Source organism: Sphingobacterium sp. SYP-B4668, from assembly GCF_027627455.1.
GTDB lineage: Bacteria > Bacteroidota > Bacteroidia > Sphingobacteriales > Sphingobacteriaceae > Sphingobacterium.
This window is the reverse complement of the sequence record NZ_CP115483.1, coordinates 3,499,622-3,525,862: the sequence shown is the minus strand read 5'-3', so window position 1 is coordinate 3,525,862 and position 26,241 is coordinate 3,499,622. Positions and strand designations below refer to the sequence as shown.

Below are 26,241 nucleotides of genomic sequence, written 5' to 3'. Positions count from 1 at the left end.
AATCTACCTGTATATGAAAAGCAAAGGATATTTTCCATTGTTTTTGCACGTGCTTATGACCCTTTGGCCTATATTTTTGTGGGCAGATGGGTCAAAGGATCTTTACCCCAATGGGGTGAAAGGCAATCGCGCGTACTTAATCTCACGAAATGAAAAGGAGCAGGGAAGTTCCAGTTTTCCTTTTTTTACGTTAGGAACCCACTATGTTTATGCCGTAGAGGGGGAGATAATTGCGACCGCTTCCAGTGCACAAAATATTGACGATGGTAGAATACGACTTACAAGTCCTTCAGGTAAGCAGTATCTTAGCAATCGTAGCAATGTTGGGCGAATCATGAACCGTGGCGATGGAACACGTAACGCTGAGCTCGATGGGCCAAGGTTAGGCTATACACCGTTTGAAGTTCAAGTCATGGAGACAGGTGTGTGGAAGGTCGAATTTATTTCACCCATAGGTGAGCATACTGAAAGATATGGTGATCCCAATATACCTGCAATAGCAGCAGATGATAACTGGATGCAGACGGGGGATGCTTGTATAGCTGCGTGGGATGTTTCCGTTCGAAATCGGGAAGACAATGCATGGGTCGGCGGAAGAGTTTATACTAATGTTTTAAACTTACATCTAAATAGCGGACAGATGGCCAATCAGGCGGGAGCTTTCTATGGCAGATATTATGTGTTGACAAATGATGGTTACACCTACCGTGTCGATGCAAATGGAAGCAATGGCATTGCATTTACCTCGTTTGTCAATAATAGTGGGTTTTTGAATTTGAAAGGCGGAGCGCTTTACAAGAGTTTGGATTATGTGCCACAAGTTGGTAGCCCAGTGGTTCATGACCCGAGAGAAGCAGATGGGGGTGGAGTAGTTACGCATAAAATCTGGTACGTGAAGCCCAATTTTGATATGCCTGCAGAAGCTATTGGAGCTATGCCCGATCATCGTACTTGGCTTATAAATCAACGACCGCGGCCAGTTATCGAACGAGTGAGCATTGTAGGGGCAGAAGGTACTGTGGGGTATATTGGCGCTAAAGGGGCATATCTACGTTTTTATACAAATCACGCAGGGATGTATCGTGTCTCCGTAGAGAGACTAGGAGAAGAGGGAAAACCAATTGTGGTTTATACCTATCGGGCGACTTCAGGTTTTAACGAAATATATTGGGATGGAAAAGATGACGAAGGAAATCGACTCCCACCGAGTGAGCAACAGGATGTGAGCGTGAAAATTTCGCTTCTAGAGGGGGAAGTGCATTTTCCATATCTTGATATGGAGATTAATCCAAATGGGATCCTTTTAGAACGGTTGGCAATAGATATGGATGAGGTGGAGTCAGATTTAGTGTATTGGGATGATCGAGACTTACAGTTGGGGAAGGAGTCTGAAAATAGTAAACCATCTATAAACCTTTCCGGGGTGAGCAGTCGTGTGAATGGACACATATGGGGCACGTATAGAAATCAAACAGCTAATCGTAATACGAACACAGATTATGGCAATTATAGCTTTGGTAATGAGAAATCAATGGATACTTGGTCTTACGCTATACAGTCGACTTATATCGTAGATATATCGCTGACTGTAAAGGTGGCCGATCTGGAAATTGTCTCTATTGACCATCTAGTTGGATTTGCGGCCGCGGGAGATGAGGTCACTTATATGGTCAAGGTGAGAAACAATGGACCCTCGAAGGTTGGGCATGCGACATTTGACTTTTTACTTCCTGTAGGATTTGAAATTGTAGGCTTGACTGGTGGAGGCTACCAATACGATAGTGGACGTGCGTCAGGAACGGGAAATTACTACAGTTGTTTGTTGGACTTGTTGAGTAACCAGGATTTGTTGCTTGAAATAAAGGCTATAGTGCCCCAGGGTGCCCCTGCTTCAGATCGGATAGTGGCAAGGGCTACAATTGTGCGCAGCGCCGATGTAATTGATCCTGATGCCACTTCTGAAGACGTTCGCATAAAGGCCCCTCAGGGCGCAGAGCAGGAGTGTAGTGTGGGGTGTAACAATATTGCTGTGCACAGTGGTATGAGGTGGGCCGAAGCTATTTCTAGCCTTCCTATGGGGGTCTCCGATTTAGTAGTGACCAAACAGCGAGTAAAGGCGACAGTAGATGTGCTCTTCAATGATAAGTTTGATGGCGCGGCTGTAGTGCTGTCTACATTGAAACTTGAAAGGCTTCCAAAATATGGAGAAGCTTGGTTTGATGTAAATGGTAACCTGGTTTATCAACCTGAAGCGGATTTCGATGGCGTAGACGAGTTGACTTATACTGTAAAAGATGAAAAGGGGGGGCAAGTCGCTCCGACGCTAGTGACTATAAAGGTCATTAAGAGAACACCTACGGCCTATGATGATTACATTGTAGGTCAGGTGGGGTCCGATTTGTCCATCCCGATACTGAATAATGATAAGTCGGATGGGGATGCCGAACTGGATATTCATTCCATCCGAATCGTCGCTGGGCCTAAGGATGGCATGTTACGGTTAGAGAATGGGCATGTAATTTACCGCCCCCAAGATCGGTTTTCAGGCAAGGACAGTTTTGTCTATCAAGTTAGGGATGTATTGGGTAATTGGACGAACGAAGCTGTAGTGAACATAACTGTTTCGGGCTTTTTTGTCCCCAATGTCTTTACACCGAATGACGATGGAATGAACGATGAATTTGTCGTTATGGGGACCGGTTATTATGACCGAATTTCACTGACTGTCTGGACAAGGGCGGGCAAGGAAGTGTTTTCCTCTGGAGATTACCGAAATGATTGGCAGGCCGAAGGTGTTGAAGATATGACTTATTTCTATACGGTGAGCGCTTATAAAAGCGGGGAGAAAAATGTCGTAAAATCAGGGTATATTTTAATATCGAGAAGAATATCGAAATAAAAGGTGCCTTTAGGGGGACAAAATTGATATGTTTAAGTCATGAAGCTTTATTTATTTTCTAACCATGATTAAAGCGTAAATTTTTACACTTTTGTATCAAACAATTTGTGTCATTTATGCTGAAGGTCTTGGTGCTATTTGCACATCCTACATTAGAACAATCGGTTGTCAATAAAAGATTGGTTAAGCGTTTGCGGGAGCTGGATGGAGTTTCCGTTCGAGATTTGTACGAACTCTATCCGGATTTTGACATCCCTGTGAAGGTGGAACAAGCGGCTTTGGAGCGTCACGATATTATCATTTGGTTGCATCCTATTTATTGGTACTCTGCCCCACCAATTATCAAGCAATGGATTGATCTGGTACTTTTGCACGATTGGGCATATGGAATAAAAGGGGTGGCGCTAAAAGGAAAATTAATCTTTAACATGGTCACAACAGGTGCTACCATTGCATCCTATCAAACCGATGGACATCATGGACATCCATTGCCCGATTTCTTGCTGCCCTATAAGCAGACTGCTCTATTGTGTCAGATGGAATACCTTCCACCGTATGTGATAGATGGAGCCTTTACACATGATATAGATACGTTGAAGGGGGATATTGAGCGAGCTGTAGAACATATTCGGTTGTTACAACTTGGCCTGTATGATCTCTCTCTTCTAAAAGAAATGCTTTATTCAAACTACTTATCCGATCATCGCTAATGGATTCAACTTTTTTATTCCAAATCATTGCCTATTTGGGTTCGGCTATTGTCTTTGTCCCTATTGCTAAACGTTTAGGGTTGGGGTCGGTGTTGGGGTACCTTATCGCCGGTGTGATTATTGGGCCTTCGGTATTGCAGTGGGTAGGCAGTGGCGCCAAGGATGTTATGCATGTTGCGGAGTTTGGCGTTGTTATGATGTTATTTTTGATTGGATTAGAGCTGGATCCCTCAACGTTATGGAAATTGCGGATACCTATATTAGGTATGGGAGGGTTGCAGGTGCTATTATCGGCAGTGATTATTGGGGCTATTTGTGTTATGATGGGATTCACATTCAAAGAGGGGATAGTTTTGGGGATGACGTTAGCACTTTCTTCCACAGCAATTGTTATGCAATCTCTTGGTGAGAAAGGATGGTTGCAAACTGTGGCTGGTAAGAGTTCGTTTTCTGTACTATTATTTCAAGATATCGCTGTAATACCTATTTTAGCCATTTTGCCTCTCTTGGCCATAGATGCTGGAGTGGTCACGCATGAGGATACTTGGTTGACAGATATTAGTGGTTTAGCAAAGGCTGTATCTTTGATTGGAGCGGTGGCCGCGGTTGTCTTTATAGGGAAGTATATCGTAGGTCCTATATTGCGCGTTGTGACGCGCACTGGAATGCGTGAATTGTTTTTGGTAGGGGCGTTACTGTTGGTTGTGCTAATCGCATTTATTATGCAGAAGGTGGGCCTTAGTCCAGCTTTAGGAGCTTTTCTTGCAGGTGTAGTATTAGCCAATAGTGAGTTCAAGCATGAGCTGGAAAGTGATCTTGAACCTTTCAAGGGGTTGTTGCTTGGAATATTTTTCATCTCTGTAGGAGCCTCAATCAATGTGTATTTTGTATGGCAGGAAGCCCATGCTATTTCTCTTTGGGTCACGATATTTATGTTGGCCAAGATTATGGTACTTTATTTTCTTGCGGTTGTTTTCAAATTGAAGCTGGACCAACGCATTATTTTTGCGGTTTCGTTAGCGCAGATGGGGGAGTTTGCTTTTGTATTGTTCAGTATCCTCGGCCAGTTGAAGTTACTTAGCGCGGAAACAATCAATATCATGGTGGCTGTCGTTGCTGTAAGTATGGCAATTTCACCCGTATTACTTTTGATAGCTGATCGATTTTTACTGCCTAAGATTGATAGACTTGCTAATCCAGTTGAAGAGAAGGACGATGACTTTGATGAAGTAAATGAAAATAACAAGGTTATTATTGCTGGATTTGGTCAGGTAGGGACCATAGTTGCCAGATTTTTGCACTTGAATAAAGTAGAGACTACCATTTTGGATTATAATGGAGATCGCGTAGATATGCTTCGTAAATACGGTTTTAACGTGTATTACGGTGACCCTACACGGATAGATTTATTGAAGTCGGCCGGTGCAGCAAATGCGAAGGTAATCGTCAGTGCGTTCGATAATGACGAGGATCACATGAAATTGGTGAATATGGTTAAGAAGCATTTCAGCCACCTTAAGATTGTCGCTATCGCGAATACTCGAAATATCGCGTATGATCTGATTGAGAGTGATGTGGATCGTGTGTATCGTGTCGGCACCGATATCGCACTCCGTATGGGGGTGGATGTGATGACGGATCTTGGTTATCGGAAATATTCTGTGTTTAGGGCCGCACAAAAATTTTCAAAATTGGAGGATAAATCACTTTATAAATTAGCGAGAGCGAGAAATGAAGGGTCAGAATATATTCAGATCGTGCAGGAAACTATACGGGAGCTCGAGAGTGAAATATTGGATGACATGTTAAATGATAATCGTACCCTACAGAATGCGTGGAACGACGAAGAACGAAAAAAAGGTGAGCATGAAAGTGAAGGAGGCTAAGGCCTAGCGTATCTAGATGATCCGATTGTTAAGGTAATTGGCTTTTGGTCGAAAGACTTTTTTTGTTGCTGAAGTTTAGGTATCTTTGTGATAATTCATTGAAGGGTGTTGGGGTGAAACTACATAGTCGTATATGTTGTCCTGTCAACTTCTACATTTTATTAAACATATAATCATGCTTGTAAATGATTAAAATTACATTACCTGATGGTTCCGTTAGAGAATATGAAAAAGGAACATCAGCCGCTCAAGTAGCGTTGTCCATTTCTGAGGGGTTAGCCAGAAATGTATTAGCCGCCGAAGTTAATGGCGAAGTATGGGATGCTTCCCGTCCCATTGAACAGGATTCCACTCTTAAATTACTGACTTGGAACGATGAGAAAGGTAAATCTACCTTTTGGCATTCTTCAGCACATTTAATGGCTGAAGCCCTAGAAGCGTTATATCCAGGGGTTAAATTGGGGATTGGTCCAGCTATAGAAACCGGATTTTACTATGATGTGGATTTTGGTGATAGAGAGTTCTCTTCGGATGAATTTAAACAGATTGAAGATAAGATGCTAGAGCTGGCTAAACGTAAGGAAGTGTTCGAGCGTAAGGCTGTTTCTAAAGCAGACGCTTTGGCCTATTTTACCGAAAAAGCAGACGAGTATAAACTTGATTTGATCAAGGATTTAGAAGATGGCAAAATCACGTTTTATTCGCAGGGTGATTTTACAGACTTGTGTCGCGGACCTCATATTCCGAATACAGGATTTGTAAAAGCGATTAAGCTAACCAATGTTGCTGGAGCATACTGGCGTGGAGACGAGTCTAGAAAGCAGTTGACGCGTATCTATGGTGTTACTTTTCCTAAAGCATCTGAATTAGCTGATTATCTAAAATTTATAGAAGAGGCAAAAAAGAGAGATCATCGTAAATTAGGGAAGGAATTAGAGCTATTTGCTTTCTCTGAAAAGGTTGGGATGGGTTTGCCTTTGTGGTTGCCTAAGGGTGCCGCATTGCGTCAAAAGTTAATGGACTTCTTGCAGAGGGCACAGCTGAAAGCTGGCTACGAACCGGTGGTTACACCACATATTGGACACAAGCAGTTGTATGTGACTTCAGGTCATTACGAGAAATATGGTGAAGATGCTTTTCAACCGATAAAAACTCCTGTAGAAGGAGAAGAATTTTTTTTAAAGCCGATGAACTGTCCGCATCACTGTGAGATTTATAAAACGAAACCTCGCTCGTACAAGGATTTACCTGTCCGATTTGCGGAGTTTGGAACAGTATACAGATATGAGCAGTCTGGTGAATTACATGGGTTGACTCGCGTTCGTGGATTTACACAGGACGATGCACATTTATTTTGTCGTCCTGATCAAGTAAAGGAGGAGTTCAAGAAGGTTATTGACTTGGTCCTCTATGTATTTGGAGCCTTAGGTTTCGAAAACTTTACAGCACAAGTGTCTTTACGTGATCCTGAGAATAGAACGAAGTATATTGGGTCGGATGAAAACTGGGCTTTGGCTGAGCGTGCTATTATCGAAGCAGCAGAAGAGAAAGGGCTTCCATCAGTTGTGGAGTACGGAGAAGCAGCATTTTATGGTCCAAAGCTGGACTTTATGGTGAAGGATGCGTTAGGACGTAAGTGGCAATTGGGGACCATCCAGGTAGATTATAACTTGCCTGAGCGCTTTGAATTGGAATATACAGGTAGCGATAATGCGAAGCATAGACCTGTCATGATCCACCGAGCACCTTTTGGTTCATTGGAGCGTTTTGTGGCCGTATTGATTGAGCATTGTGCTGGACGCTTTCCATTATGGCTTGCTCCTGAGCAATTTATCGTCTTGCCTGTGTCAGAAAAATATGAAGAATATGCACAAAAACTTTTAGAATCGTTAAATAATTCCGATATTCGCGGTCTGATTGACCTTCGTGATGAGAAGGTTGGACGGAAGATTCGTGACGCCGAGGTGAAAAAATTACCCTATATGTTAATCGTAGGGGAGAAAGAAGCCGAAAATGGCACAGTTTCTGTTCGTAAGCACGGGTCAGGAGACGTAGGTATCATGACACCACAAGAGTTTAGAGAAGTATTAATTAAAGAAATAACCGTTTAATTTTTAAACATTTGGCATTAAAAAGACCCAGTGGACCTCGTCCACCAATGAGAAAGAAAGAACCAGATCACCGCATTAACGAACTTATCCGTGTGCCCGAAGTGCGCTTGGTAGGAGAGAATGTGGAGCAGGGAGTTTTTCCTACACGTAAAGCTCTAGAATTGGCTGATGAATTGGAACTTGATTTAGTGGAGATTTCGCCAAATGCTGTTCCTCCGGTTTGTAAGATAATTGACTACAGTAAATTCATTTACGAGCAGAAGAAAAAGCAGAAAGAAATCAAAGCTAATGCGAAACAGACTGTAATCAAAGAGATTCGATTCGGTCCTAACACCAGCGAGCATGATTTTGATTTTAAGCTTAAGCACGCGATGCGTTTCTTAGAAAGCGGCGAAAAAGTCAGAGCTTATGTTCATTTCAAGGGACGTGCAATCGTCCATAAAGAGATGGGAGAGATTTTGTTACTACGTTTTGCACAGGCCTTGGAAGATTATGGTAAGGTAGAGTTATTGCCAAAATTGGAAGGTAAAAGAATGTTTTTGACGATAGCGCCTAAAACCGTAACATCTCCTAAAAAATAGTAAAAAAGCATCTAACAGATTGATATAAAATTTATAAGTATTATGCCAAAAGTAAAAACCAATTCCAGCGCTAAGAAACGTTTCAAGTTGACTGGAACAGGTAAAATTGCAAGAAAGAACGCTTTCAAAAGCCACATCTTGACAAAAAAGAGCACAAAACGTAAACGTAACTTGACACAAACTAGTTATGTTTCTGATGGCGACATGGGCAATGTTAAACGTATGCTTGCTATCGGAAAATAAGTTTTATTCGATTTTAATTAACAATAATTTTTTAACCGGGTATGAGGTTGTAAGTTCATTGTAAAACATGACACCTTCTACCAAACAAATTTTAAAAATATGCCACGTTCGGTTAACGCAGTAGCTTCGAGAAGAAGACGTAAAAAAATCCTTAAATTAGCCAAAGGCTATTATGGATCACGCAGCAAAGTATATACTATTGCTAAGAATACAGTAGAAAAAGGTTTACAGTATGCATACCGCGACCGTAAAACCAAAAAACGCGAATTTAGAGCTTTATGGATTCAACGTATCAACGCTGGATCACGTCAACATGGGATTTCATACTCTCAATTGATTGGTAAACTAAATGCTAAAAACATAGGTTTGAACCGTAAAGTTCTTGCTGATTTAGCTTTAAACAATCCAGACGCTTTTAAAGCAGTTGTAGACGCAGTAAAATAGAGTTTTAAACCGTTGTCAATTTGTTAGATATTAAGAGGGATCCTTTGGGGTCCCTTTTTTTATATTTTATTTTTGTAATTTCGTCTCCTTTACAAATTATTAACAACATATTCACGAACATGGTATCTGTCTACTGCAACGAGCGGGCGCTTGTTGCCCTTTTGATTCTATTCATTATAATCGGATGCCGTCGTGATGATGCGGTGTTAATTCCCGATGAAGTTAAGGTTCCCCCTTTAGAAGAGAAAATGTACACTGTAGAGGCTTTTAAGGAGGTATCTATTGATGTAGCGATAGATGGAACATACTATGGACAAAATGCGCCTGATCGTATGTTTAATCTTTCTGCAAATCGAAAAGCATATGCCCATCCTGATATTCACTATTTTCCGAATGGATTTAACGGATATCAATATTGGATGGTATTTACCCCGTATTTTGGCGTTGTAAGTTCCTTTTCTAAACCATCTACCTTCGAGAATCCGACAGTTGTTGTATCTAATGATGCTGTACACTGGTCGACTCCTATGGGGTTGCAAAATCCTTTGGTCAAATGTCCAGCTCCTGAGGAAAGCTTCGGTGGCGACCCCAATGATACGAACACACAAGGCTACTGGTCGGATGTTGATATTGAATATGTTAATGATAGATTTTATTTGTTCTATAGGAGTAGTTGGGTGACTGCGGGTGGATTAAAGGGACGTGGAGCTGCCAGTGCCAATAACCAACTAAAGCTAAAAGGGGGGGACCCACAGAGGGCTATTGTGAGGCAGACCTCTACAGATGGTGTGCATTGGGATCCGCTGGAAGTTTGCTACACCAGTGCTCTTCCCCACTCGCCACCTAATAATCTTCTTCTCTCGCCAACTTATCTATATGATGGAAAACAATTTGTGAGTTATGAGGTATTGAATAACAACAGCAGTAATTATTTTCCTGGGGATAAGCCCTCTTATGTATTGAGGAGATCTTCCATAGATGGCTTGGATTTTACGACATTCCAACAAAGTGAGTTTGTAAATTTCGACAATGAGCCATGGTTGAAGAAGAATGTCGCTTATGCGCCGTGGCATATACAGGCTTGTATGATAGATGGATACTATTTTATGCTTATCAATATAGGTATTGTTAAATCCTCCAAAGGCGAAGCCCTGTACCTTGCCTATTCAAAGGATGGAGTTAATTTTAAGGTGTTAGATAAATCACTAGAAGATAGAGAAGCTTATCGATCTTGTCTATTCCCAATTGCGCATGATAAGAAGGAGATTTCTTTGGGCATGATGATAGCCAGTACAAGAGGAACCTTTAGATATGCCAAATTAAAATTTCTGAAAGAAAAGATGATAAACTAGTAGTAGCTTATCTCTGCTAAAAAAAAATACTACTTTTGAGTAAATACCAATATCAATACGACAGTGAGACTAAGGTATCTACACAGGGTGAAAGAACTAAGGATGAGCTATAAAAGACAAGTATTGGTTAAAACTAGAGCGAAAAAATTGAATTAGGAAATACTGGTCTGTTTTTTGTAATGGATTATTGCAAAATGTGAACATTAAACAAGGTCCAATGAAAAAGTCAATAGTAATGATTTGCTCAGGTATTCTCTTTCTTAGCAGTGGGGTATATGCAAATATGTCCGTTGGTGGCCATCCAATAGATATTCAAAAGCAAGGAAAAGAGATTAAAGTGACAGGTATGAACAATACCCGTACAATTAAGTGTACAGGTGACGAAATTGTCAGTATCGAAGGTGCAAGTAACAAGGTAACCATTCTTGGTTCATTTGCGAAATTGAATGTGGAAGGCGCCAGCAATAATGTTAAAGCAGACAATGTAGCGAAAATTGAAGTTGAAGGGACGCAAAATATGATAAATGTTAATCAAGTCGACTCTGTCTCTGTAGAAGGTGCACATAATCACATCCACTATAAGGAATCTGCAAATAAGTCAGGAAAGGCGGATATATCTATTGAAGGAGCGGATAATATGGTTATGAAATTGAAGTAGTCATTGCTTCTCGTTTTCGTTTCTTCTGAAGACGATTATTTTCTTAATTAATTCAAGAGGGAGACTATGGTCATTCGGAAATTGGATAGGTCCCTTTCCCTGTTTATAATTCCTTAACTCTTTCTCAAATTTGATATTGGCCGTTGGTGTCGCATATAAGCCTATATGTCCAGGGTAATGGGCAAAGTATAGCAAAGGTTTGCCATTTAATTTATAAGAAGGCATCTTGTAAGAAAAACCTTCAACGGCCTCAGGAACCAATGATTTTATCAATTCTCGTATTTGCTGCAGCTTGCCTTGCAAGGGGACGGATGCTGATTGGATGTATTCATCGACTAGTTGCATGTTCTTTTTGTCATAAAAATAGCGATTTTATTTAGAAGTATGCATGTGTTGTATCTAAATAATCAAGACAGAATTATTCGCAACTCTCTTAATGTCTTATCCTGTTCGTGCAATTAAAAAAAATATTTAATAGCTTTGCATTATGTCTTTTTTTGCTTCACCTTATTTTTATGGGATTATTATCGTAATAATGCTGATAATTATAGGCATGTTACTGAAACAATCCCGTTTTCAAAAGAATAGGCTGCAGCATGTTGAGCAGCACTTTGCACAGCTTGAGAAAAGATTTGATGGTATGCACCTGAAGTCTTTAGAATCTAAGTTGCACCCCCATCTTTTTAAGAATATTTTGAATTCCGTACAATCACATGCATACCAAACTTATTATACATTAGATAAGTTGGCCAATGTACTTGATTACATCCTTTATGAAGGACGAGATGACTATGTCTCCATTAAATCTGAAATAGATTTCTCAAGGAGTTTAATTGACATCAACAAAATCAAAGTCAGTCCGCTTTTTGATATCAGGGTAAAAACTAAAGTTGCGACTTCTCATGAATATTATGAGCAAAAGCTCATTTCCCCTATGTTGTGCTTAGATTTTATCGAAAATGCGTTTAAGCATGCAGATCTTCAAAGTGCTGAGGCTTACATTTCGTTCTATTTCGAGCTTTCGGATAATGGGCTTTTTCATTTTACGGTCTCCAATACTGCTAGTGAGCATTGGCAATTGACCAAGCAAAATGGGGGGATGGGAATAGAAGCTTTTGAACATCGTCTGCGCATATTGTATAAAAATTGTTTTAAATTGGAGCGTTTTACAGAAAACAATATATTTACTGCCCATCTTACATTAGATCTTAGAGAACTTGAGCGTACTAAAATGCATATTACTGGATGATGAGCTTCCTGGGTTAAGGTTTCTCAAATTGATAGTTGAGCAGATTCCCGGAATAGAGATCGTGAAGGTATATGATAGTCCAACAAAGTTTTTAGAAGAAAGAAATATACTCGACTTCAACCTCTGCATAATGGATATTGAGATGCCTAAGGTCAATGGCCTGATGGTTGCTGAAAAGTTGAGTGATAAGATGGTTATTTTTGTCACCGCTTATTCTGCATATGCAGCTGATGCTTTTGATTTGAACGTGGTTGATTATGTGAGAAAGCCACTTAATAAAGAGCGTTTGGAGCACGCTATAATTAAAGCCCGTACGCGTTTTAGGGATGATGAAACGATTAGGGTAGCATTTAATACTGATCAGGGAAAGTACTTATTGAAGCCATCTGAGATTAATTACATTGTAAATTCGACAATTGATAGTCGTGATAAAGATGTGTATATGCAGGATGGCCGTACTATTTGTGTCAAAAATGTCACTTTTGCTAGACTGGAGGAAGTGCTGCCAAAGAACGACTTTTGCCGAGTTAACAAAAGAGAGATTGTTGCTTTGCATATTGTCAAATCTTACACACATAATATGATATTGACAACGCTTAAATCAGATAATAGCCCTCTTAGTTTTCAACTTTCCAGTACGTACCGAGCACGATTTATAGAGCGGTTGAATCGATAGCTTATTCCATTTTTTTCTATTTTTATTACATCTTAGTCACGGTGTTATGTCCTTTTTGACCGAAAAATCTCATCTTGTACGAATATACGTTGCCAGTGGATATGTGAGTTGTCATTTTTATCAAGAGCTTGGTTGGTGTAGCGCTACTACAAGGCGAAGCTCGACTTAGGACGAAGGGTATAGAAAAATAGATAGGTAAAATGAAGAGATTTAGAAGTAGTTTTTTTTACATCAGTATTATCGGTCTCTGTTCGATGATTATGTACTGGACATGTAAGTTTGGGTTAGATAGAGAAGAGGGGCGGACTATTACGATGCCTGACACGGGAAAAGGTCATTGGTATGAATTTGTGGATACACTTTCGCATAATTTGCAACATCCTCTAGCTGTATTGCTTGCTCAGATTATAACGATTATTGTAGTGGCGCGTCTGTTTGGCTGGCTTTTCAAAAAAATAGGTCAACCATCTGTTATTGGAGAAATTATTGCTGGGATTATTTTGGGGCCATCTTTTTTTGGCATGTATTTTCCCGAGATTACAGCGATGCTTTTTCCTAAGGAATCCTTAGGTAACCTCCAAATGTTAAGTCAGGTCGGTTTAGTCCTCTTTATGTTTGTCGTTGGAATGGAACTGGATTTGAATATCTTAAGAAATAAGGCGCATGATGCTGTGGTGATTAGTCATGCGAGTATTATTATACCTTTTACGCTTGGCATGGGCTTGTCTTATTTTATTTATTTGGACTATGCACCTGATAATGTCCAATTCTTATCTTTTGCATTATTCTTGGGTATTGCGATGAGCATAACGGCTTTTCCAGTGTTAGCGCGTATCGTACAGGAAAGAGGTATTCAGAAGAGCCGATTAGGTACCGTGGTCTTGACCTGTGCTGCAGCGGATGATATCACAGCGTGGTGTATTCTGGCAATCGTTATTGCTATCGTGAAAGCCGGGTCGTTCGTTAGTGCACTTTATGTGATAGGTCTTGCAATAATCTATGTAATCATTATGATTAAATTAGTGCGTCCATTTTTAAAACGCATTGGAGACCTTCATGCACAGCGAGATAATCTTGGAGCTCCTATAGTGGCTATTTTCTTCTTGGTCCTTATTGTTTCGTCTTATATGAGTGAAGTGATTGGGGTGCACGCTTTGTTTGGTGCGTTTATGGCGGGAGCGATAATGCCAGAGAATAAAAAGTTTAGACATATTTTTATAGAGAAGGTGGAAGATGTCGCGTTGGTGCTTTTGCTCCCCTTGTTTTTTGTCTATACGGGATTGCGTACCGAGATTGGCCTGCTAAATGATGCAGAGCTCTGGAAGACTACTGGCTGGATTATTGCCGTAGCCGTGATCGGAAAATTTGCGGGGAGTGCTCTAGCAGCACGTTTTGTAGGGCAGAATTGGCGTGATAGCTTTACTATAGGTGCGCTGATGAATACCAGAGGCTTGATGGAGCTCGTTGTTCTTAATATTGGCTATGACTTAGGGGTGTTGTCCCCTGAGATATTTGCAATGATGGTGGTTATGGCTTTGGTAACGACTTTTATGACCGGGCCAGCTCTTGATTTCATCAATTGGTATTTTCGTAAGCAGACAAATATAGCGCCTGATTATATTAGTGAAAAAACTAAATACAATATCTTGTTGTCTTTTGGAAACCCAGAAACAGGCGTCTCACTATTGCGTTTGGCGCATAGTATGACGAAGAAAAATACAAAACTCAATACATTGACAGCACTACATCTTTCGGCAGACAATATGCTTCCTCAGTACGATTGGGAACGGGAGGAAAAAGATTGTTTTACTCCATTGGTCGCTGTATCTGAAGATTTAAAGCAACCCTTGACGACGCATTTTAAAGTTTCGAATGATATTAATTCGGATATTATCGATACTGTTAATGAAGGGAATTATGATTTTCTTCTGATTGGAGTCGGACAGTCTATTTTTGAGGGAAGTCTTTTGGGTAAAATCTTGGGCTTTACAACGCGCATTATCAATCCTGAACGTATCATCAATCAAATGTCTGGAAGGGAGCAGATTTTTGAGTACGCAGCCTTTGATGATCGTACATCATCCATACTAAGTGGAAGCAATGTGTCTGTAGGAGTTTTGATAGATAAAGGACAGACGGAATTTAGACGGATACTAGTTCCTGTTTTTTGTGAAGAGGATTCCTTTTTAATTGATTACGCCAAGAAATTTATCACGAACAGCAATGCCCAGATTGTGATTTTGGATGTCCAGGGAAGTGTGCGTGAAAATTCATATGTCAAGGAGGCGATTCGAGCCATAGAACATATGGCGTCTAATCAAATTACTCTAATGCACGAACGCATCATCGATAAGAAATTTGTATCTGAACAGCAGCTGTTGCTCGTGAGCTTGAAAAGTTGGAAGAAACTTGTGGAATCTAAAAGTAGATGGCTTACCGATGCTCCGTCAACATTGATTATTAAGCATAAAGCCTAGCGAATGTTTGCCCGATAGATAGTGCCCTGCTATGATAAGAACAAAAGCCATCCAAAACTGGGTGGCTTTTGTGTATTTATTGAGTCTTCGGTTAGTCTATCTTATAAATAACAACTCACGCAGCTTAGGCAATGGCCATTTGCTGTCATCAACGATTTGCTCCAATTTGTTGACATGGTAACGAATTTTGTCAAAGTAGGGTTTTACTTTTTCATCGTAAGCGATCGATCTTTCACGAATATCCTCTAATGCATTGGCTTTCTTACGTTCTTGACGCATAGCCTCAGATTCTTCAAGAATAGTGTTGGCGTGTTTGGACAGTCGCTCAATAAGATTAAGTTGAGAGCTGTATGCTTCTTTTGCTAATCCTAGGTCTTTAAGACCTTTAACGTTAGTAATTAAGTCGTTTTGGTAAGTGAAAGCTGCTGGAGCAATAAAGCTGTTGACCACTTCGCCGATTACACGAGCTTCAATCTGAAGTTTTTTGTAGAAATTCTCCAATAGAATTTCGTGACGAGCCTCGCTTTCGCGGTGTGTGTATATACCTAATCCTTCAAACAAGGCTAATGAAGCCTCGCTTACATACACATCTAGTGCTTTTGGAGTAGATTTGATGTTTGATAATCCACGATTGGCAGCTTCTTTTTCCCACTCTTCGCTATAACCATTTCCTTCGAAGCGAATCGCTTTGGATTCTTTAATGTATTTACGGACTACGTTAAGGATTGCAAGGTCCTTTTTAGTCCCCTTTTTTATCTGCTTGTCAACTTCAATTTTGAATTCGGTAAGTTGATTGGCAACTATAGCATTCAATACGGTCATTGGAAGGGCTGAATTGGCAGAGGATCCGACTGCACGGAATTCAAACTTATTGCCTGTAAATGCAAAAGGTGATGTGCGGTTCCGGTCGGTATTATCTAGTCTCAATTCTGGTACTTTTGGAATTCCGTGCCACAAATTAGCTTCGGCTTTTACCTTCTTAGCCACGCGAGCAGATTCAACTTCTTCCAATAGATCATCTAACTGCGATCCGAGAAAAATGGAAATGATTGCTGGAGGAGCCTCATTAGCACCTAAACGATGATCATTACTAGCACTCGCAATCGATGCGCGTAGTAAATCAGCATGCTCGTGAACAGCTTTAATTGTATTGACAAAATATGTTAAGAACATCAAGTTGTTCTTAGGTGTCTTGCCTGGTGAAAGTAAATTTACACCTGTATTGGTGATTAATGACCAGTTATTGTGCTTTCCTGAGCCATTGACACCACTATATGGTTTTTCATGCAATAGGACTTTGAAGTTATGGCGTAAAGCTACTTGATCCATTACATTTTGCAACAATTGATTGTGGTCTATTGCTAGATTGATCTCTTCAAACATAGGTGCACATTCGAATTGCGATGGTGCGACCTCATTGTGTCTAGTCTTTAATGGGATTCCTAATTTTAAAGATTCGTTCTCTAAGTCTACCATAAATGCCAGTACACGTTCTGGAATGGCACCAAAGTAGTGGTCTTCCAATTGTTGACCTTTAGCAGAGATATGCCCGAATAGTGTGCGGCCGGTTATTTGAAGATCTGGTCTAGCATTGTATAGAGCTAGGTCCACCAAGAAATATTCTTGTTCAATTCCTAATGATGGAATGACTTTAGTGACGGCCTTGTCAAAATACTGAGCTACCTCAACTGCGGCTTTATCGATCGCATTGATGGCTTTTAATAATGGAGCTTTGTAGTCTAAAGATTCGCCCGTGTAGGATACAAAGACTGTAGGGATACACAACGTTTTCCCCCCACCAGTTTCGAAAATAAAAGCCGGAGACGAAGGGTCCCAAGCAGTATAACCCCTAGCTTCAAATGTATTTCTAATGCCTCCGTTTGGAAAGCTTGATGCATCGGGTTCTTGTTGAACTAAAGCATCAGCGGTGAATTTTTCAATTGCACTGCCATCACTATCTGGTTCAAAGAATGCATCATGCTTTTCTGCTGTAGATCCCGTCAAAGGTTGAAACCAATGAGTATAGTGCGAAGCACCATTAGCGATAGCCCAAGATTTCATAGCCTGAGAGATGTGCTCAGCTAGATCACGATCAATGGTTGTACCTGCGTCAACGATTTCTACCAACTGCTTGTACGAGTTTTTAGGTAAAAAATCCTTCATTTTATTTATGGTAAATACATTCTTACCATAAATTGCTGTCGCTTTTTGTAAAGCTAGGGGTTCAGTAGAGGTCTTAGGTCTGCTGCCTGCTGCTTCTACGGCCTGAAATCTTAAGTCTGACATTTAGAATTAGTGTTGAATTATTGTATGTTATTGAAATAATCTGATTGTTGATTGAAATTTACACTGTAAAAGTATGTTGTTTTGATAAAAATAAAAATATTTTTTTGAAAAAAACTTATTTTTATTTGTTTTTTTTGTGAAAAGTGTGCTTTTTATTAATGAATTATTGTTTTTTTTATTGTATTTCTTTAGTTGTCTAGTGGTGATGGTGGATTTTTTTTATTTGGTTGTTCTTTGTAGTGGAGGTTTTGCGTTTGTCTGGTGGAGTTTTCTTGGAAAGGGGGGGTAGAACTTAGTAGTGACCGATTTTCTGTTTTTTACTTTCATGAGATTCTACCGACATAAGTACAATGGATTGTTTTGTATTTTTGGATCGATTTTAATTTTAAAAAAGATAAGAAAATATGAATAAAATTGAAGAGATACAGGCCTATATAGCAGAGGAAAGAAATATGTTGCTGAAACATCCGCTGTACGAAAGATTGCATAATTTGGAGGCATTAAGGACGTTTACAGAAGGACATGTATATGCGGTCTGGGATTTTATGTCTTTATTGAAGGCATTACAAATTAAATTGACCTGTACCCAAACGCCATGGTTTGCGTCTGAATATCCGAATACCCGATATTTGATTAACGAAATCGTTCTCGCAGAGGAATCAGATGAATATTTGGATGGAACTCGACTAAGTCATTTTGAAATGTATCTAGACGCTATGCAAACAATTGGCGCGGATCTCACTGGGATAAACCGATTTATAGAAAAGGCAAGAAGTAAACAGATAAGACTTGCTATAGCAGATGCTGCAATCGATGTTCGCATAAAGGAATTTTTGAGCTTTACATTCGATACCATTGAGAATGGAGAGACGCATGAGATAGCATCTGCATTTACATTTGGGCGTGAGGATCTTATACCCGAGATGTTTGGCCCTATGTTACTGCGCATCCAGCAGCACGATCCTGATGTGGACCTTGCGAAAATAATTTATTACTTTGATCGACACATTTCCTTGGATGGAGACGAGCATGGCCCATTAGCGATGCAAATGATTACAGAGTTGGCAGGAGATAACTCAGACATATGGGAGCAAATTAAATCTGTAGCTAAAGTGGCGTTACAAAAAAGAATTAAGCTTTGGGATGCTATCAATGAGGGGATTTAATATATGACAAGGTTTGCAATAATTAGTGATATTCATGGTAATATGCCCGCCTTGGATGCGGTATTGACGGATCTTCAGGCGCGGGATATTGATCAAATCTATTGTCTGGGTGACTTGGTGGATTTCGCACCGTGGGGAAATGAAGTCATCGAGAACATAAAGCGGCTAGGTATTCCTTGTATACTTGGTAATCATGACGAGCGTATTGCATGGGACTTGGAGATAGTACCTTTAGGCCATCATTCATCTGAAGAAACTGCTTTTCGTGAGATTGCTATTGTAAACTCCAAAGAACAAATTAAGGAGTGTAACAAATCATTCCTTCGACAGTTACCCTACACAATGTTACTGACATTTAAGATTGGAATCCGGGAGTGGTGTATTCATTTGGTGCATGCCTCTACTCGAAGTAATGAAGAGTATATATATGCCAATCATGATGAAAGGGATTTGTTATCGATGTTTGAGAAGACGGACGCCGATCTGTTGGTCATGGGGCATACACATATAGTATATCAAAGAACGCTGACAGATGCTCAAGGGAAAAGTCGTACGGCTTTGAATTGTGGCTCGGTGGGGAGAAGTCGAGAAGAGGGACGAAAGGCGACATATGTGGTCATTTCATTGTTTGAAGATCATATGGAGATCGAAGTATCCCGACTGAATTATAAAATCGAAAGCGTTGCGCAGGCAATTATAGATAGTGGTATTCCAGATTTTTATGCTCAATTTTTATTAGAGGATCGGAGGTGAAACACAAGAAGAGCAGCCATGTGATTGCCCTTCTTGCGTTTTTAAGCGACTGATTTACTCTAAGTCAAATCCCCAATCTATTCCTTTTTCTATCGCGGGAACCCCTTTTGAGATCCAGTTAGGGGCGGGTTTGTTCTTTAGAAAATGGTCGAAGAATTGAGCCTCCCGAATTTGAATGTCTTTTCGATTTTGGCGTTGTACTAGATTGTGCTCTTCTCCATTATAGTTGAGCATCCATACGGGCTTTTGTAGCCTTCTTAATGCCGTAAACATTTCAATCCCTTGATACCATGGCACTGCGCCATCGTTATCATTGGCCATAATGACCACGGGGGTGTTCACCTTGTCCATGTGGAATAGGGGGGAGTTTTCCAGATATAGCTCTCGGTCTGCCCAAAGTGTTTTTCCGAGTCTACTTTGTGTGTTTTCATATTGGAATTGACGAGACATTCCCGTTTGCCACCTTATGCCTCCATATGCAGAAGTCATGTTTACAACCGGGGCTCCTGACCAAGCTGCGGCGTACATATTTGTTCTGGTGATGAGGTGCGCGACTTGATAGCCACCCCAGCTTTGTCCCTGGATTCCCATCTTGGTGGCATCAACCCAAGAATTTTGTGCGAGATATTGCATTCCTGAATTGATATATTCTTCTGCTGATTTCCCTGGGTAGCCTATTTCGTAACGAATGTCGGGTGCAAATACTAAATAACCGTTGCTTACGAAATACGAAATATTTAGTCTCGAAGGGGTTGGCGCTGGGGCTTGATAAGTATATAACCCATCGGATAACTTTTCATAGAAATAAGCAATGATAGGATATTTTTTACGGGGATCGAAATCCTCAGGTTTGTAGAGAATGCCCTCGGCAGCAAATCCATTTGGGGTAGTCCAATGAACGAGTTCGGCTGTTCCCCAGTTGTATTCTTGTTGCTGTGGATTAATTTGGCTAATAGCTATTTCGGAACCAAAATTAGTTGCAAGATAGAGGTCTGGACTGTTTTGGTAGTTTTCTTTTGTATACACGATGGTTTTTTGATCGAGGGAGGCTGAAAACCGTTTAAATGCAAAAGGGGCCATCATAATTTTGTCTGGATTTCTATTCTTTTTGATGTGTACCTGATAAACTCCATTTTCCTTTGTTTGATGGTCAAATGCGGTTAGATAATATTTATTTGTGGCATCAATGAAGGTCGATTTTCGATTGTCGACTGGTGACAGGTCTAAATATCGAAAAGTTGTGCCGGTAGCACGACCATATCCATTAGTAGATACCAACCTATCTTGTTCACTAAGACTAAAATTCCAAATATCATATTTGTCATAGATGTAAACTGATTTGCCATCACTTGACCAGCCTGCAATACCATATGAACCTGGTTTTGCAGGCATGTCATTGTCTTCGTCAGCGAAGTTGACAGGAAGTCCTTCGTTTAAATGAATGGTCGTTTCATTCGTAATGTTATAACTGTACCAATTGCTGCTCTCGAGGTCAAAATAAATAATAAAGTAACCATCTGGAGACAAGTAAGCCTGACCTAATAAGTTCTCTTTTACAAGTTTTCTCTTGCCGGTGAGGGTGGAGATTGCATAGATGTCCTGTTTAGTCGCGAGGTCCCATTGGTAGGCTATTCTTCTGCCAAAATCGGATGTAGCTAATGCCCATTCATTATTTTTAGTGTCGCTGAAGGAGATTCTGGAAAAAGTAGGATCTATGAGTGGAATGACCGTAGCTCCCTGTGCAGGGTATACAACAGCTGCGTAGCTTTTGCTAAGGTCACGCTTTAAATTGGCAAGTTGCATAGGTTGAAGATAGTCGTCCTTCCAACTCCAAATGTCTAGTTTGGCATGTTCAAAATCCACTAAGGTCGTATCTTTTACACGCGGAGTGGGGGCAATACCCAAAAATAGTTTGTCACCATTGTCACTAAAGCTTAAACTTGATTCCCCACTTATCTGCCAATTGGGAGGAATGCCGTTTCCCGACGTCGGTATAAGAAGCGTAGAGGTGTCTTGTCCTGACTTGAAAAGGTAGAGGTTGAAAGCTTTTAATAACGCTTTGGAATTGGAATGGTCTCCAATATAGGTCAATTGTTCACCTTTCTTATCGAATTCAAATCCCTTGTAAATTCCTTTTGCTCTCGTAATCTTGGATATTTTTTGAGACGGGATGTCATATAAGTATACACCTAGTACAGAGGATAGCGAGTCCTTTTCATCTATTTTTGTTGAAAAGGCAATTCTAGTGCCTGCTTCATTTATCTTGTATTGATCTACTGAGGCAAAATTGATTGTGTCTCCTGTTGACAGATTAAGTAAATGTAGAGTAGGAACTATTTTTTCTTTTTCCTTTTTCTTTTGAGTCGTATCCTGTGAGGGTTTGGATTTAACATCAGAAACAAAGACCAAATGCGTAATACTTTCTTTCGGTAGTTGATAAGATTTTACATTTGGGAATCGGTATTGAATCCCCGTTTTGATTGCATGGATAAGGATGGAGTCTTTAGGCATGTCATCAGCCTTCTTTTTTTTGATTTTAGCCTCCCTTGTATCTTCAAATCTAGGCTTGATAAGGGATATTAAATACGATTCGTCTTTTGTCAATTGTGGATTGGTTGCTCTTGGAATATTTAGGATCTCCCTATATTTATGATCTTTCAAAAAGAGTGTAGAGTTTCCCTCTTGCGGGTTGATAGTATAGTAAATATACGCCCCCGAAGGGCTTAGATTAGCAGTCCCAATGCTTTTCCAATTGTCATAAACGCTATGGTCGATAGGTTTCTTTTGCGCAAACACGCTTGTTGAAAATAGGGCTAGCGTAAGAATTGAAAATCTGAGTTTCATCGTGGAATAAGAGTTTGATTTTTGAATTAGACCTCAATTATAAATAAAATAGGGGGTATTATGGAACGTTTTTTGCAACAATGTTATGGAATTCAAAACCAATCTTTATCATGAAGACAAATCAAATCATTATCACCCTTATTGCGGGATTATCCATTGTCGTTTTTGGCCTCATTTTAAGCGGCGCTTACAAGTATAAGTTTAAGAGTACTAATACTATAAACGTAACAGGAAACGCAAAGAAAGATTTTGAGTCCGATTTAGTGAAGTGGACAGCTACCTACAGCCGTAAATCGATGCAATTGAGCGAGGCATCTGATTTGTTGACCCGAGATAGGGAAGTGGTACGTAACTTTTTAATTAAGCAGGGTATTAAGGCTGACGAGATACAATTCGATGCGGTGAGTATTACGAAAGATTTTGTCTATTCGAGTGATGAGAATGGTCGAAGTTATAATCAGTTTTCAGGATACAGCCTTTCTCAAAACGTCAGCGTGGAATCTAAAAACCTGGAAAAAGTTGATGCTGCATCTAGAGAAATTTCTACATTGATATCTCAGGGATTAGAACTAAGCTCGAATACCCCAAATTATTACTATTCGAAGCTGGAAGATCTTAAGTTGGAACTTATCTCCCAAGCATCTAGTAATGCTCGTCAGCGAGCAGACAACATCGCCAAAGAAGCTGGATCCAGTTTAGGGGATTTGGTTAAGGCCGATTTAGGGATTTTTCAAATTACTGGTCAAAATGACAATGAAGAGTATTCTTATGGGGGAGCATTTAATACCACCTCTAGAAGTAAAACTGCAAATATTACGGTGAAGACCAGCTATCTTGCTGACTAAATGTGGTTATTTCATAAATGTTTGTTTATTTGATGGTAATGATTCTTTACATCAATAAGATGTTAGAAATATAAAGCTTATGACAACCAGTTAGCTATGTGAATTTTTAGGATTTATAGATCATTATGAAAATATTGAAAGCGGCCCAAGTTCAAGAGGTAGACTGCCAGACCCTAATTGCACAACGGATCTCTTCATTGGAGTTAATGGAAAGGGCTTCTGAAGAAGTAGTGAAGGCAGTGCTTAGGGACTTGAGTCAGAAAAAGGAAAGGACCTTTTCTTTACTTTGCGGAGGAGGGAACAATGGGGGGGATGGATTGGTAATTGCTCGTTTATTGTTATCGATGGGTGAAAAGGTAAAGGTTCATATCTTAAAGTCAGCACGTTATTCTTCTGATAATGTTGCTAATCAAAGTAAAATTGATAACACATATATTTCATTTTTCGATTTAGATAATATCCCATATTTATCTGATAAAGAGATAATTATTGATTGTATTTTTGGGGTGGGGCTGTCTAGACCTCTGTCTACTGAGTATCGATTACTGGTTGATCGTATTAATGCGCATCCTAATCTTGTACTGTCGGTTGATATGCCATCTGGACTCCTAGCAGACCATGTAAATGAGTCGGCTGCGATAGCGGTTAAGCCGGATAAGATATATACTTTTCAAACACCTAAAATGGCGTTATTGCTGCCCGATAATCATCACTTTACCCGTGAATTTGAGGTGTTGGATATTGGGTTAGATAAAAATGCCTTAGACAGTCAGGTGTCACACAGCTACTACATCGACGAGGCATTAGTCGCTTCACTCGTGAAAATGAGAACTCGCTATAGTCATAAAGGTAGTTTTGGTCACGTGGTATTGATAGGAGGGAGCTATGGCAAAATCGGAGCAATGTCACTATGCTGTCTAGCAGCAATGAAAGCTGGATGTGGATTGTGCACGGTGTATGTTCCAAGATGTGGATATATTTGTTTACAGACCGCGGTGCCGGAGGTGATGGTCCTCACCGATCCTGAAGAGGAGTTAATATCGATTTTTCCAACGGTGAATAGCTTTTCTGCCGTGGGCGTCGGGATGGGGATGGGACAGGAGTCGAAAACCAAAACGGCTTTTTTCGAATTTCTCCAATCGTTGTCGCCTTCTTCAAAATTGGTGCTTGATGCCGATGCATTGAATCTTGTCGCCTCTCGAAGAGAAGTGTTGTCTTGCTTGCCCTTTCATACGATTATGACTCCGCATCCAAAGGAACTAGAAAGACTAATTGGAAAATGGTCAAATGATATAGACAAAATTGAGAAAGTGAAAGAATTCTCTTCATTATATCAAGTGATTGTTTTGGTTAAGGGAGCCAATTCAATGATTGTTAATCCGAATGGTCACCTTTATTTTAATTCTACAGGTAATCCTGGAATGGCGACTGGTGGCAGTGGGGATGTGCTGACCGGGATAATCACCTCGTTGCTGGGACAGGGATATGAACCCATGGATGCAGTCGTTTTAGGGGTTTATTTGCACGGGGCTGCAGGTGATCGCGTAATGGATGAAATTGGTGAAGAGGGACTGGTGGCTTCAGATATTATTCTTCAACTTAGCCCTGCCATGCAGGAGATTAAAAGACATCGATTTCTTTGAAGGATTGCTTTTTTCTTCTAACTTGCATAAACTAAAATTATAAACATAAGTCTCCAATAATATGAGGTGTATGGTCTTCATATTACTTATTTTAGACTCGCTTTTATCCCATGGACAAGGTCATTTTGACTTTGATCGTACGGCGGATAGGGTGATTATACCTTTTAAATTTGTTCGTAATTTGGTTTTGGTCCCAATTAAGATTAATGGCGTGGACCTCACTTTTTTATTGGACACAGGCGTTAAAGAAACGATTCTATTCGGGATAGATAATGATCATATAACGCTCAATAATCCAAAACGACTGAAATTTAATGGATTAGGCGAAAACGAAGGCATCGATGCTATAGTCGCTGCGGGCAATCGTCTAGAGGTTGGGGGGCAAGTGCTCGATACTGCGCATACCATATTTGTGGTATTGAATCAAGAATTCAATTTTTCGACATATGTGGGTGTCCCTGTAAATGGGATTTTGGGCAGTCACTTCTTTAAGGATTATCCGGTGGAGATGGATTACACAAGGAGCCGGATGACGCTCTATAGAAATTCATCGTTGATAAAGAGTAAGATTAGAAAGTTTGAAAAATTTCCAATCGAACTTGAGAATAGCAGACCCTATATCTATACTGCTGTACGACTGAAGCAAAGTATGATCCCCGCTAAAATGCTTGTAGACATGGGAAATAGTGATGCACTGCTTATTTTCCCGTCGCGGATTCCAGGATTTATATTGAATGAACCTAATATTGACGAATTTATTGGTAGGGGGTTCAACGGAGATATCCACGGTAAGATGAGTAGGATACATAGTTTGGATATTGGAAAATTTAGATTTAGGACGCCAACGGCTTCATTTCCAGATAGCTCTGCACTTCGGTCTGCTCGTTTGGTGCCGGGGCGAATTGGCTCGATCGGAAGTGAAGTATTAAGGAGGTTTACAGTAATCTTTGATTACCCTTCACAGATGTTGTATCTCAAAAAGGGGAAATATTATAATAAGCCTTTTTTAGTGGATATGAGTGGCGTGGATATTAAGCATGATGGGCTAGTGTGGGTCAAAGACTGGGTAAGGGTAAATATTCCCAAAGAAAGCGAAGAATTGGGTAAAACCAAGCCCATTTATAAAGCTGAGACAAGCGATCTCCAATACAAGTTTGTGTTGAAATCATCTTATTCCATAACAAACATCCGAAAGGGATCACCAGCGGAAGAATCAGGCTTGAAGAAGGGGGATATGCTTGTCAGTATAAACAAACGACAGACGGGCGCATTGTCTCTAGATCAAATACAACACCTACTGACCGAGGATGAAGGCAAGCAGGTTCATATTGTTGTCCAAAGGGATGGACAAAATCTTCGTTTCTCATTTAGACTTAAAGATCCGATACCGTATCTGGTAAATTAGTGTGTGTATTTAT

20 protein-coding genes are annotated in these 26,241 nt (G+C 40.2%); 17 read left to right on the top strand and 3 right to left on the bottom strand.

The window, feature by feature from the left end; genetic code table 11:
- The first annotated feature begins 13 nt into the window (after window positions 1-13).
- The 9 genes from OQ289_RS14555 to OQ289_RS14515 all read left to right on the top strand — a co-directional run bounded on the left by OQ289_RS14555 (window position 14) and on the right by OQ289_RS14515 (window position 10,884).
- A complete protein-coding gene (locus OQ289_RS14555; RefSeq protein WP_270087588.1) occupies window positions 14-2,899 on the top strand; it encodes an Ig-like domain-containing protein in 2,886 nt (961 codons plus the stop codon).
- A gap of 116 nt (window positions 2,900-3,015) precedes the next feature.
- Window positions 3,016-3,609, top strand: a complete 594-nt coding sequence (locus tag OQ289_RS14550) for an NAD(P)H-dependent oxidoreductase (protein WP_270087587.1) — start codon at window positions 3,016-3,018, stop codon at window positions 3,607-3,609.
- On the top strand, window positions 3,609-5,495 hold the full coding sequence (locus OQ289_RS14545) for a monovalent cation:proton antiporter-2 (CPA2) family protein (protein ID WP_270087586.1): 1,887 nt from the start codon (window positions 3,609-3,611) through the stop codon (window positions 5,493-5,495). The genes OQ289_RS14550 and OQ289_RS14545 overlap by 1 nt, the downstream gene beginning before the upstream one ends.
- Before the next feature lie 185 nt (window positions 5,496-5,680).
- Complete coding sequence (gene thrS, locus OQ289_RS14540; protein WP_270087585.1) at window positions 5,681-7,606, top strand: threonine--tRNA ligase; 1,926 nt, start codon at window positions 5,681-5,683, stop codon at window positions 7,604-7,606.
- A gap of 47 nt (window positions 7,607-7,653) precedes the next feature.
- The gene (infC, locus tag OQ289_RS14535; protein ID WP_033562952.1) at window positions 7,654-8,187 is read left to right on the top strand and encodes a translation initiation factor IF-3; all 534 of its coding nucleotides are present in this window, start codon (window positions 7,654-7,656) and stop codon (window positions 8,185-8,187) included.
- A 42-nt stretch (window positions 8,188-8,229) separates the two neighbouring features.
- On the top strand, window positions 8,230-8,430 hold the full coding sequence (gene rpmI, locus OQ289_RS14530; RefSeq protein ID WP_002993964.1) for a 50S ribosomal protein L35: 201 nt from the start codon (window positions 8,230-8,232) through the stop codon (window positions 8,428-8,430).
- Between the two features lie 99 nt (window positions 8,431-8,529).
- Entirely contained in the window at window positions 8,530-8,874 is a 345-nt protein-coding gene (gene rplT / locus OQ289_RS14525; protein ID WP_002993965.1) for a 50S ribosomal protein L20, read from the top strand.
- A 119-nt stretch (window positions 8,875-8,993) separates the two neighbouring features.
- Window positions 8,994-10,226: a hypothetical protein gene (locus tag OQ289_RS14520; RefSeq protein ID WP_270087580.1), complete on the top strand. Its 1,233-nt coding sequence runs from the start codon at window positions 8,994-8,996 to the stop codon at window positions 10,224-10,226.
- Between the two features lie 217 nt (window positions 10,227-10,443).
- Entirely contained in the window at window positions 10,444-10,884 is a 441-nt protein-coding gene (locus OQ289_RS14515) for a DUF3060 domain-containing protein (RefSeq protein WP_270087579.1), read from the top strand.
- Here OQ289_RS14515 and OQ289_RS14510 read toward each other — a convergent pair whose 3' ends face one another.
- Window positions 10,885-11,229, bottom strand: coding sequence for an iron chaperone (locus OQ289_RS14510; protein WP_270087578.1), 345 nt, complete (start codon window positions 11,227-11,229; stop codon window positions 10,885-10,887).
- Window positions 11,230-11,437: 208 nt separating this feature from the next.
- On the opposite strand from OQ289_RS14510, the gene OQ289_RS14505 reads away from it, so the two are divergent.
- The 3 genes from OQ289_RS14505 (at window position 11,438) to OQ289_RS14495 (ending at window position 15,286) form a co-directional block, all read left to right on the top strand.
- A complete protein-coding gene (locus OQ289_RS14505) occupies window positions 11,438-12,133 on the top strand; it encodes a histidine kinase (RefSeq protein ID WP_270087577.1) in 696 nt (231 codons plus the stop codon).
- A complete protein-coding gene (locus OQ289_RS14500) occupies window positions 12,102-12,809 on the top strand; it encodes a LytR/AlgR family response regulator transcription factor (protein ID WP_270087576.1) in 708 nt (235 codons plus the stop codon). The genes OQ289_RS14505 and OQ289_RS14500 overlap by 32 nt, the downstream gene beginning before the upstream one ends.
- A gap of 200 nt (window positions 12,810-13,009) precedes the next feature.
- Complete coding sequence (locus OQ289_RS14495) at window positions 13,010-15,286, top strand: cation:proton antiporter (RefSeq protein ID WP_270087575.1); 2,277 nt, start codon at window positions 13,010-13,012, stop codon at window positions 15,284-15,286.
- A gap of 96 nt (window positions 15,287-15,382) precedes the next feature.
- Here OQ289_RS14495 and OQ289_RS14490 read toward each other — a convergent pair whose 3' ends face one another.
- The gene (locus tag OQ289_RS14490) at window positions 15,383-17,572 is read right to left on the bottom strand and encodes a glutamine synthetase III family protein (RefSeq protein WP_270087574.1); all 2,190 of its coding nucleotides are present in this window, start codon (window positions 17,570-17,572) and stop codon (window positions 15,383-15,385) included.
- A gap of 404 nt (window positions 17,573-17,976) precedes the next feature.
- Between OQ289_RS14490 and OQ289_RS14485 the strand changes: the two genes are divergently transcribed.
- Together OQ289_RS14485 and OQ289_RS14480 are read left to right on the top strand one after the other, a co-directional pair.
- Window positions 17,977-18,738: a DUF3050 domain-containing protein gene (locus tag OQ289_RS14485; protein ID WP_270087573.1), complete on the top strand. Its 762-nt coding sequence runs from the start codon at window positions 17,977-17,979 to the stop codon at window positions 18,736-18,738.
- A gap of 3 nt (window positions 18,739-18,741) precedes the next feature.
- On the top strand, window positions 18,742-19,491 hold the full coding sequence (locus tag OQ289_RS14480) for a metallophosphoesterase family protein (RefSeq protein ID WP_270087572.1): 750 nt from the start codon (window positions 18,742-18,744) through the stop codon (window positions 19,489-19,491).
- 54 nt (window positions 19,492-19,545) lie between these two features.
- On the opposite strand, the gene OQ289_RS14475 is transcribed toward OQ289_RS14480, so the two are convergent.
- Complete coding sequence (locus tag OQ289_RS14475) at window positions 19,546-22,335, bottom strand: S9 family peptidase (protein WP_270087571.1); 2,790 nt, start codon at window positions 22,333-22,335, stop codon at window positions 19,546-19,548.
- Window positions 22,336-22,445: 110 nt separating this feature from the next.
- Between OQ289_RS14475 and OQ289_RS14470 the strand changes: the two genes are divergently transcribed.
- From OQ289_RS14470 to OQ289_RS14460, 3 genes are all read left to right on the top strand, one after another.
- A complete protein-coding gene (locus OQ289_RS14470) occupies window positions 22,446-23,180 on the top strand; it encodes an SIMPL domain-containing protein (RefSeq protein ID WP_270087570.1) in 735 nt (244 codons plus the stop codon).
- Between the two features lie 125 nt (window positions 23,181-23,305).
- On the top strand, window positions 23,306-24,823 hold the full coding sequence (locus tag OQ289_RS14465) for an NAD(P)H-hydrate dehydratase (RefSeq protein ID WP_270087569.1): 1,518 nt from the start codon (window positions 23,306-23,308) through the stop codon (window positions 24,821-24,823).
- Between the two features lie 70 nt (window positions 24,824-24,893).
- A complete protein-coding gene (locus OQ289_RS14460) occupies window positions 24,894-26,228 on the top strand; it encodes a PDZ domain-containing protein (protein ID WP_270087568.1) in 1,335 nt (444 codons plus the stop codon).
- Window positions 26,229-26,241: the final 13 nt, after the last annotated feature.

Coding starts and splice junctions, on each gene's coding strand:
- OQ289_RS14555 (WP_270087588.1), top strand. CDS start 14: ATGAAAAGCAAAGGATATTTTCCATTGTTTTTGCACGTGCTTATGACC.
- OQ289_RS14550 (WP_270087587.1), top strand. CDS start 3,016: ATGCTGAAGGTCTTGGTGCTATTTGCACATCCTACATTAGAACAATCG.
- OQ289_RS14545 (WP_270087586.1), top strand. CDS start 3,609: ATGGATTCAACTTTTTTATTCCAAATCATTGCCTATTTGGGTTCGGCT.
- thrS (WP_270087585.1), top strand. CDS start 5,681: ATGATTAAAATTACATTACCTGATGGTTCCGTTAGAGAATATGAAAAA.
- infC (WP_033562952.1), top strand. CDS start 7,654: ATGAGAAAGAAAGAACCAGATCACCGCATTAACGAACTTATCCGTGTG.
- rpmI (WP_002993964.1), top strand. CDS start 8,230: ATGCCAAAAGTAAAAACCAATTCCAGCGCTAAGAAACGTTTCAAGTTG.
- rplT (WP_002993965.1), top strand. CDS start 8,530: ATGCCACGTTCGGTTAACGCAGTAGCTTCGAGAAGAAGACGTAAAAAA.
- OQ289_RS14520 (WP_270087580.1), top strand. CDS start 8,994: ATGGTATCTGTCTACTGCAACGAGCGGGCGCTTGTTGCCCTTTTGATT.
- OQ289_RS14515 (WP_270087579.1), top strand. CDS start 10,444: ATGAAAAAGTCAATAGTAATGATTTGCTCAGGTATTCTCTTTCTTAGC.
- OQ289_RS14510 (WP_270087578.1), bottom strand. CDS start 11,229: ATGCAACTAGTCGATGAATACATCCAATCAGCATCCGTCCCCTTGCAA.
- OQ289_RS14505 (WP_270087577.1), top strand. CDS start 11,438: ATGTTACTGAAACAATCCCGTTTTCAAAAGAATAGGCTGCAGCATGTT.
- OQ289_RS14495 (WP_270087575.1), top strand. CDS start 13,010: ATGAAGAGATTTAGAAGTAGTTTTTTTTACATCAGTATTATCGGTCTC.
- OQ289_RS14490 (WP_270087574.1), bottom strand. CDS start 17,572: ATGTCAGACTTAAGATTTCAGGCCGTAGAAGCAGCAGGCAGCAGACCT.
- OQ289_RS14485 (WP_270087573.1), top strand. CDS start 17,977: ATGAATAAAATTGAAGAGATACAGGCCTATATAGCAGAGGAAAGAAAT.
- OQ289_RS14480 (WP_270087572.1), top strand. CDS start 18,742: ATGACAAGGTTTGCAATAATTAGTGATATTCATGGTAATATGCCCGCC.
- OQ289_RS14475 (WP_270087571.1), bottom strand. CDS start 22,335: ATGAAACTCAGATTTTCAATTCTTACGCTAGCCCTATTTTCAACAAGC.
- OQ289_RS14470 (WP_270087570.1), top strand. CDS start 22,446: ATGAAGACAAATCAAATCATTATCACCCTTATTGCGGGATTATCCATT.
- OQ289_RS14465 (WP_270087569.1), top strand. CDS start 23,306: ATGAAAATATTGAAAGCGGCCCAAGTTCAAGAGGTAGACTGCCAGACC.
- OQ289_RS14460 (WP_270087568.1), top strand. CDS start 24,894: ATGGTCTTCATATTACTTATTTTAGACTCGCTTTTATCCCATGGACAA.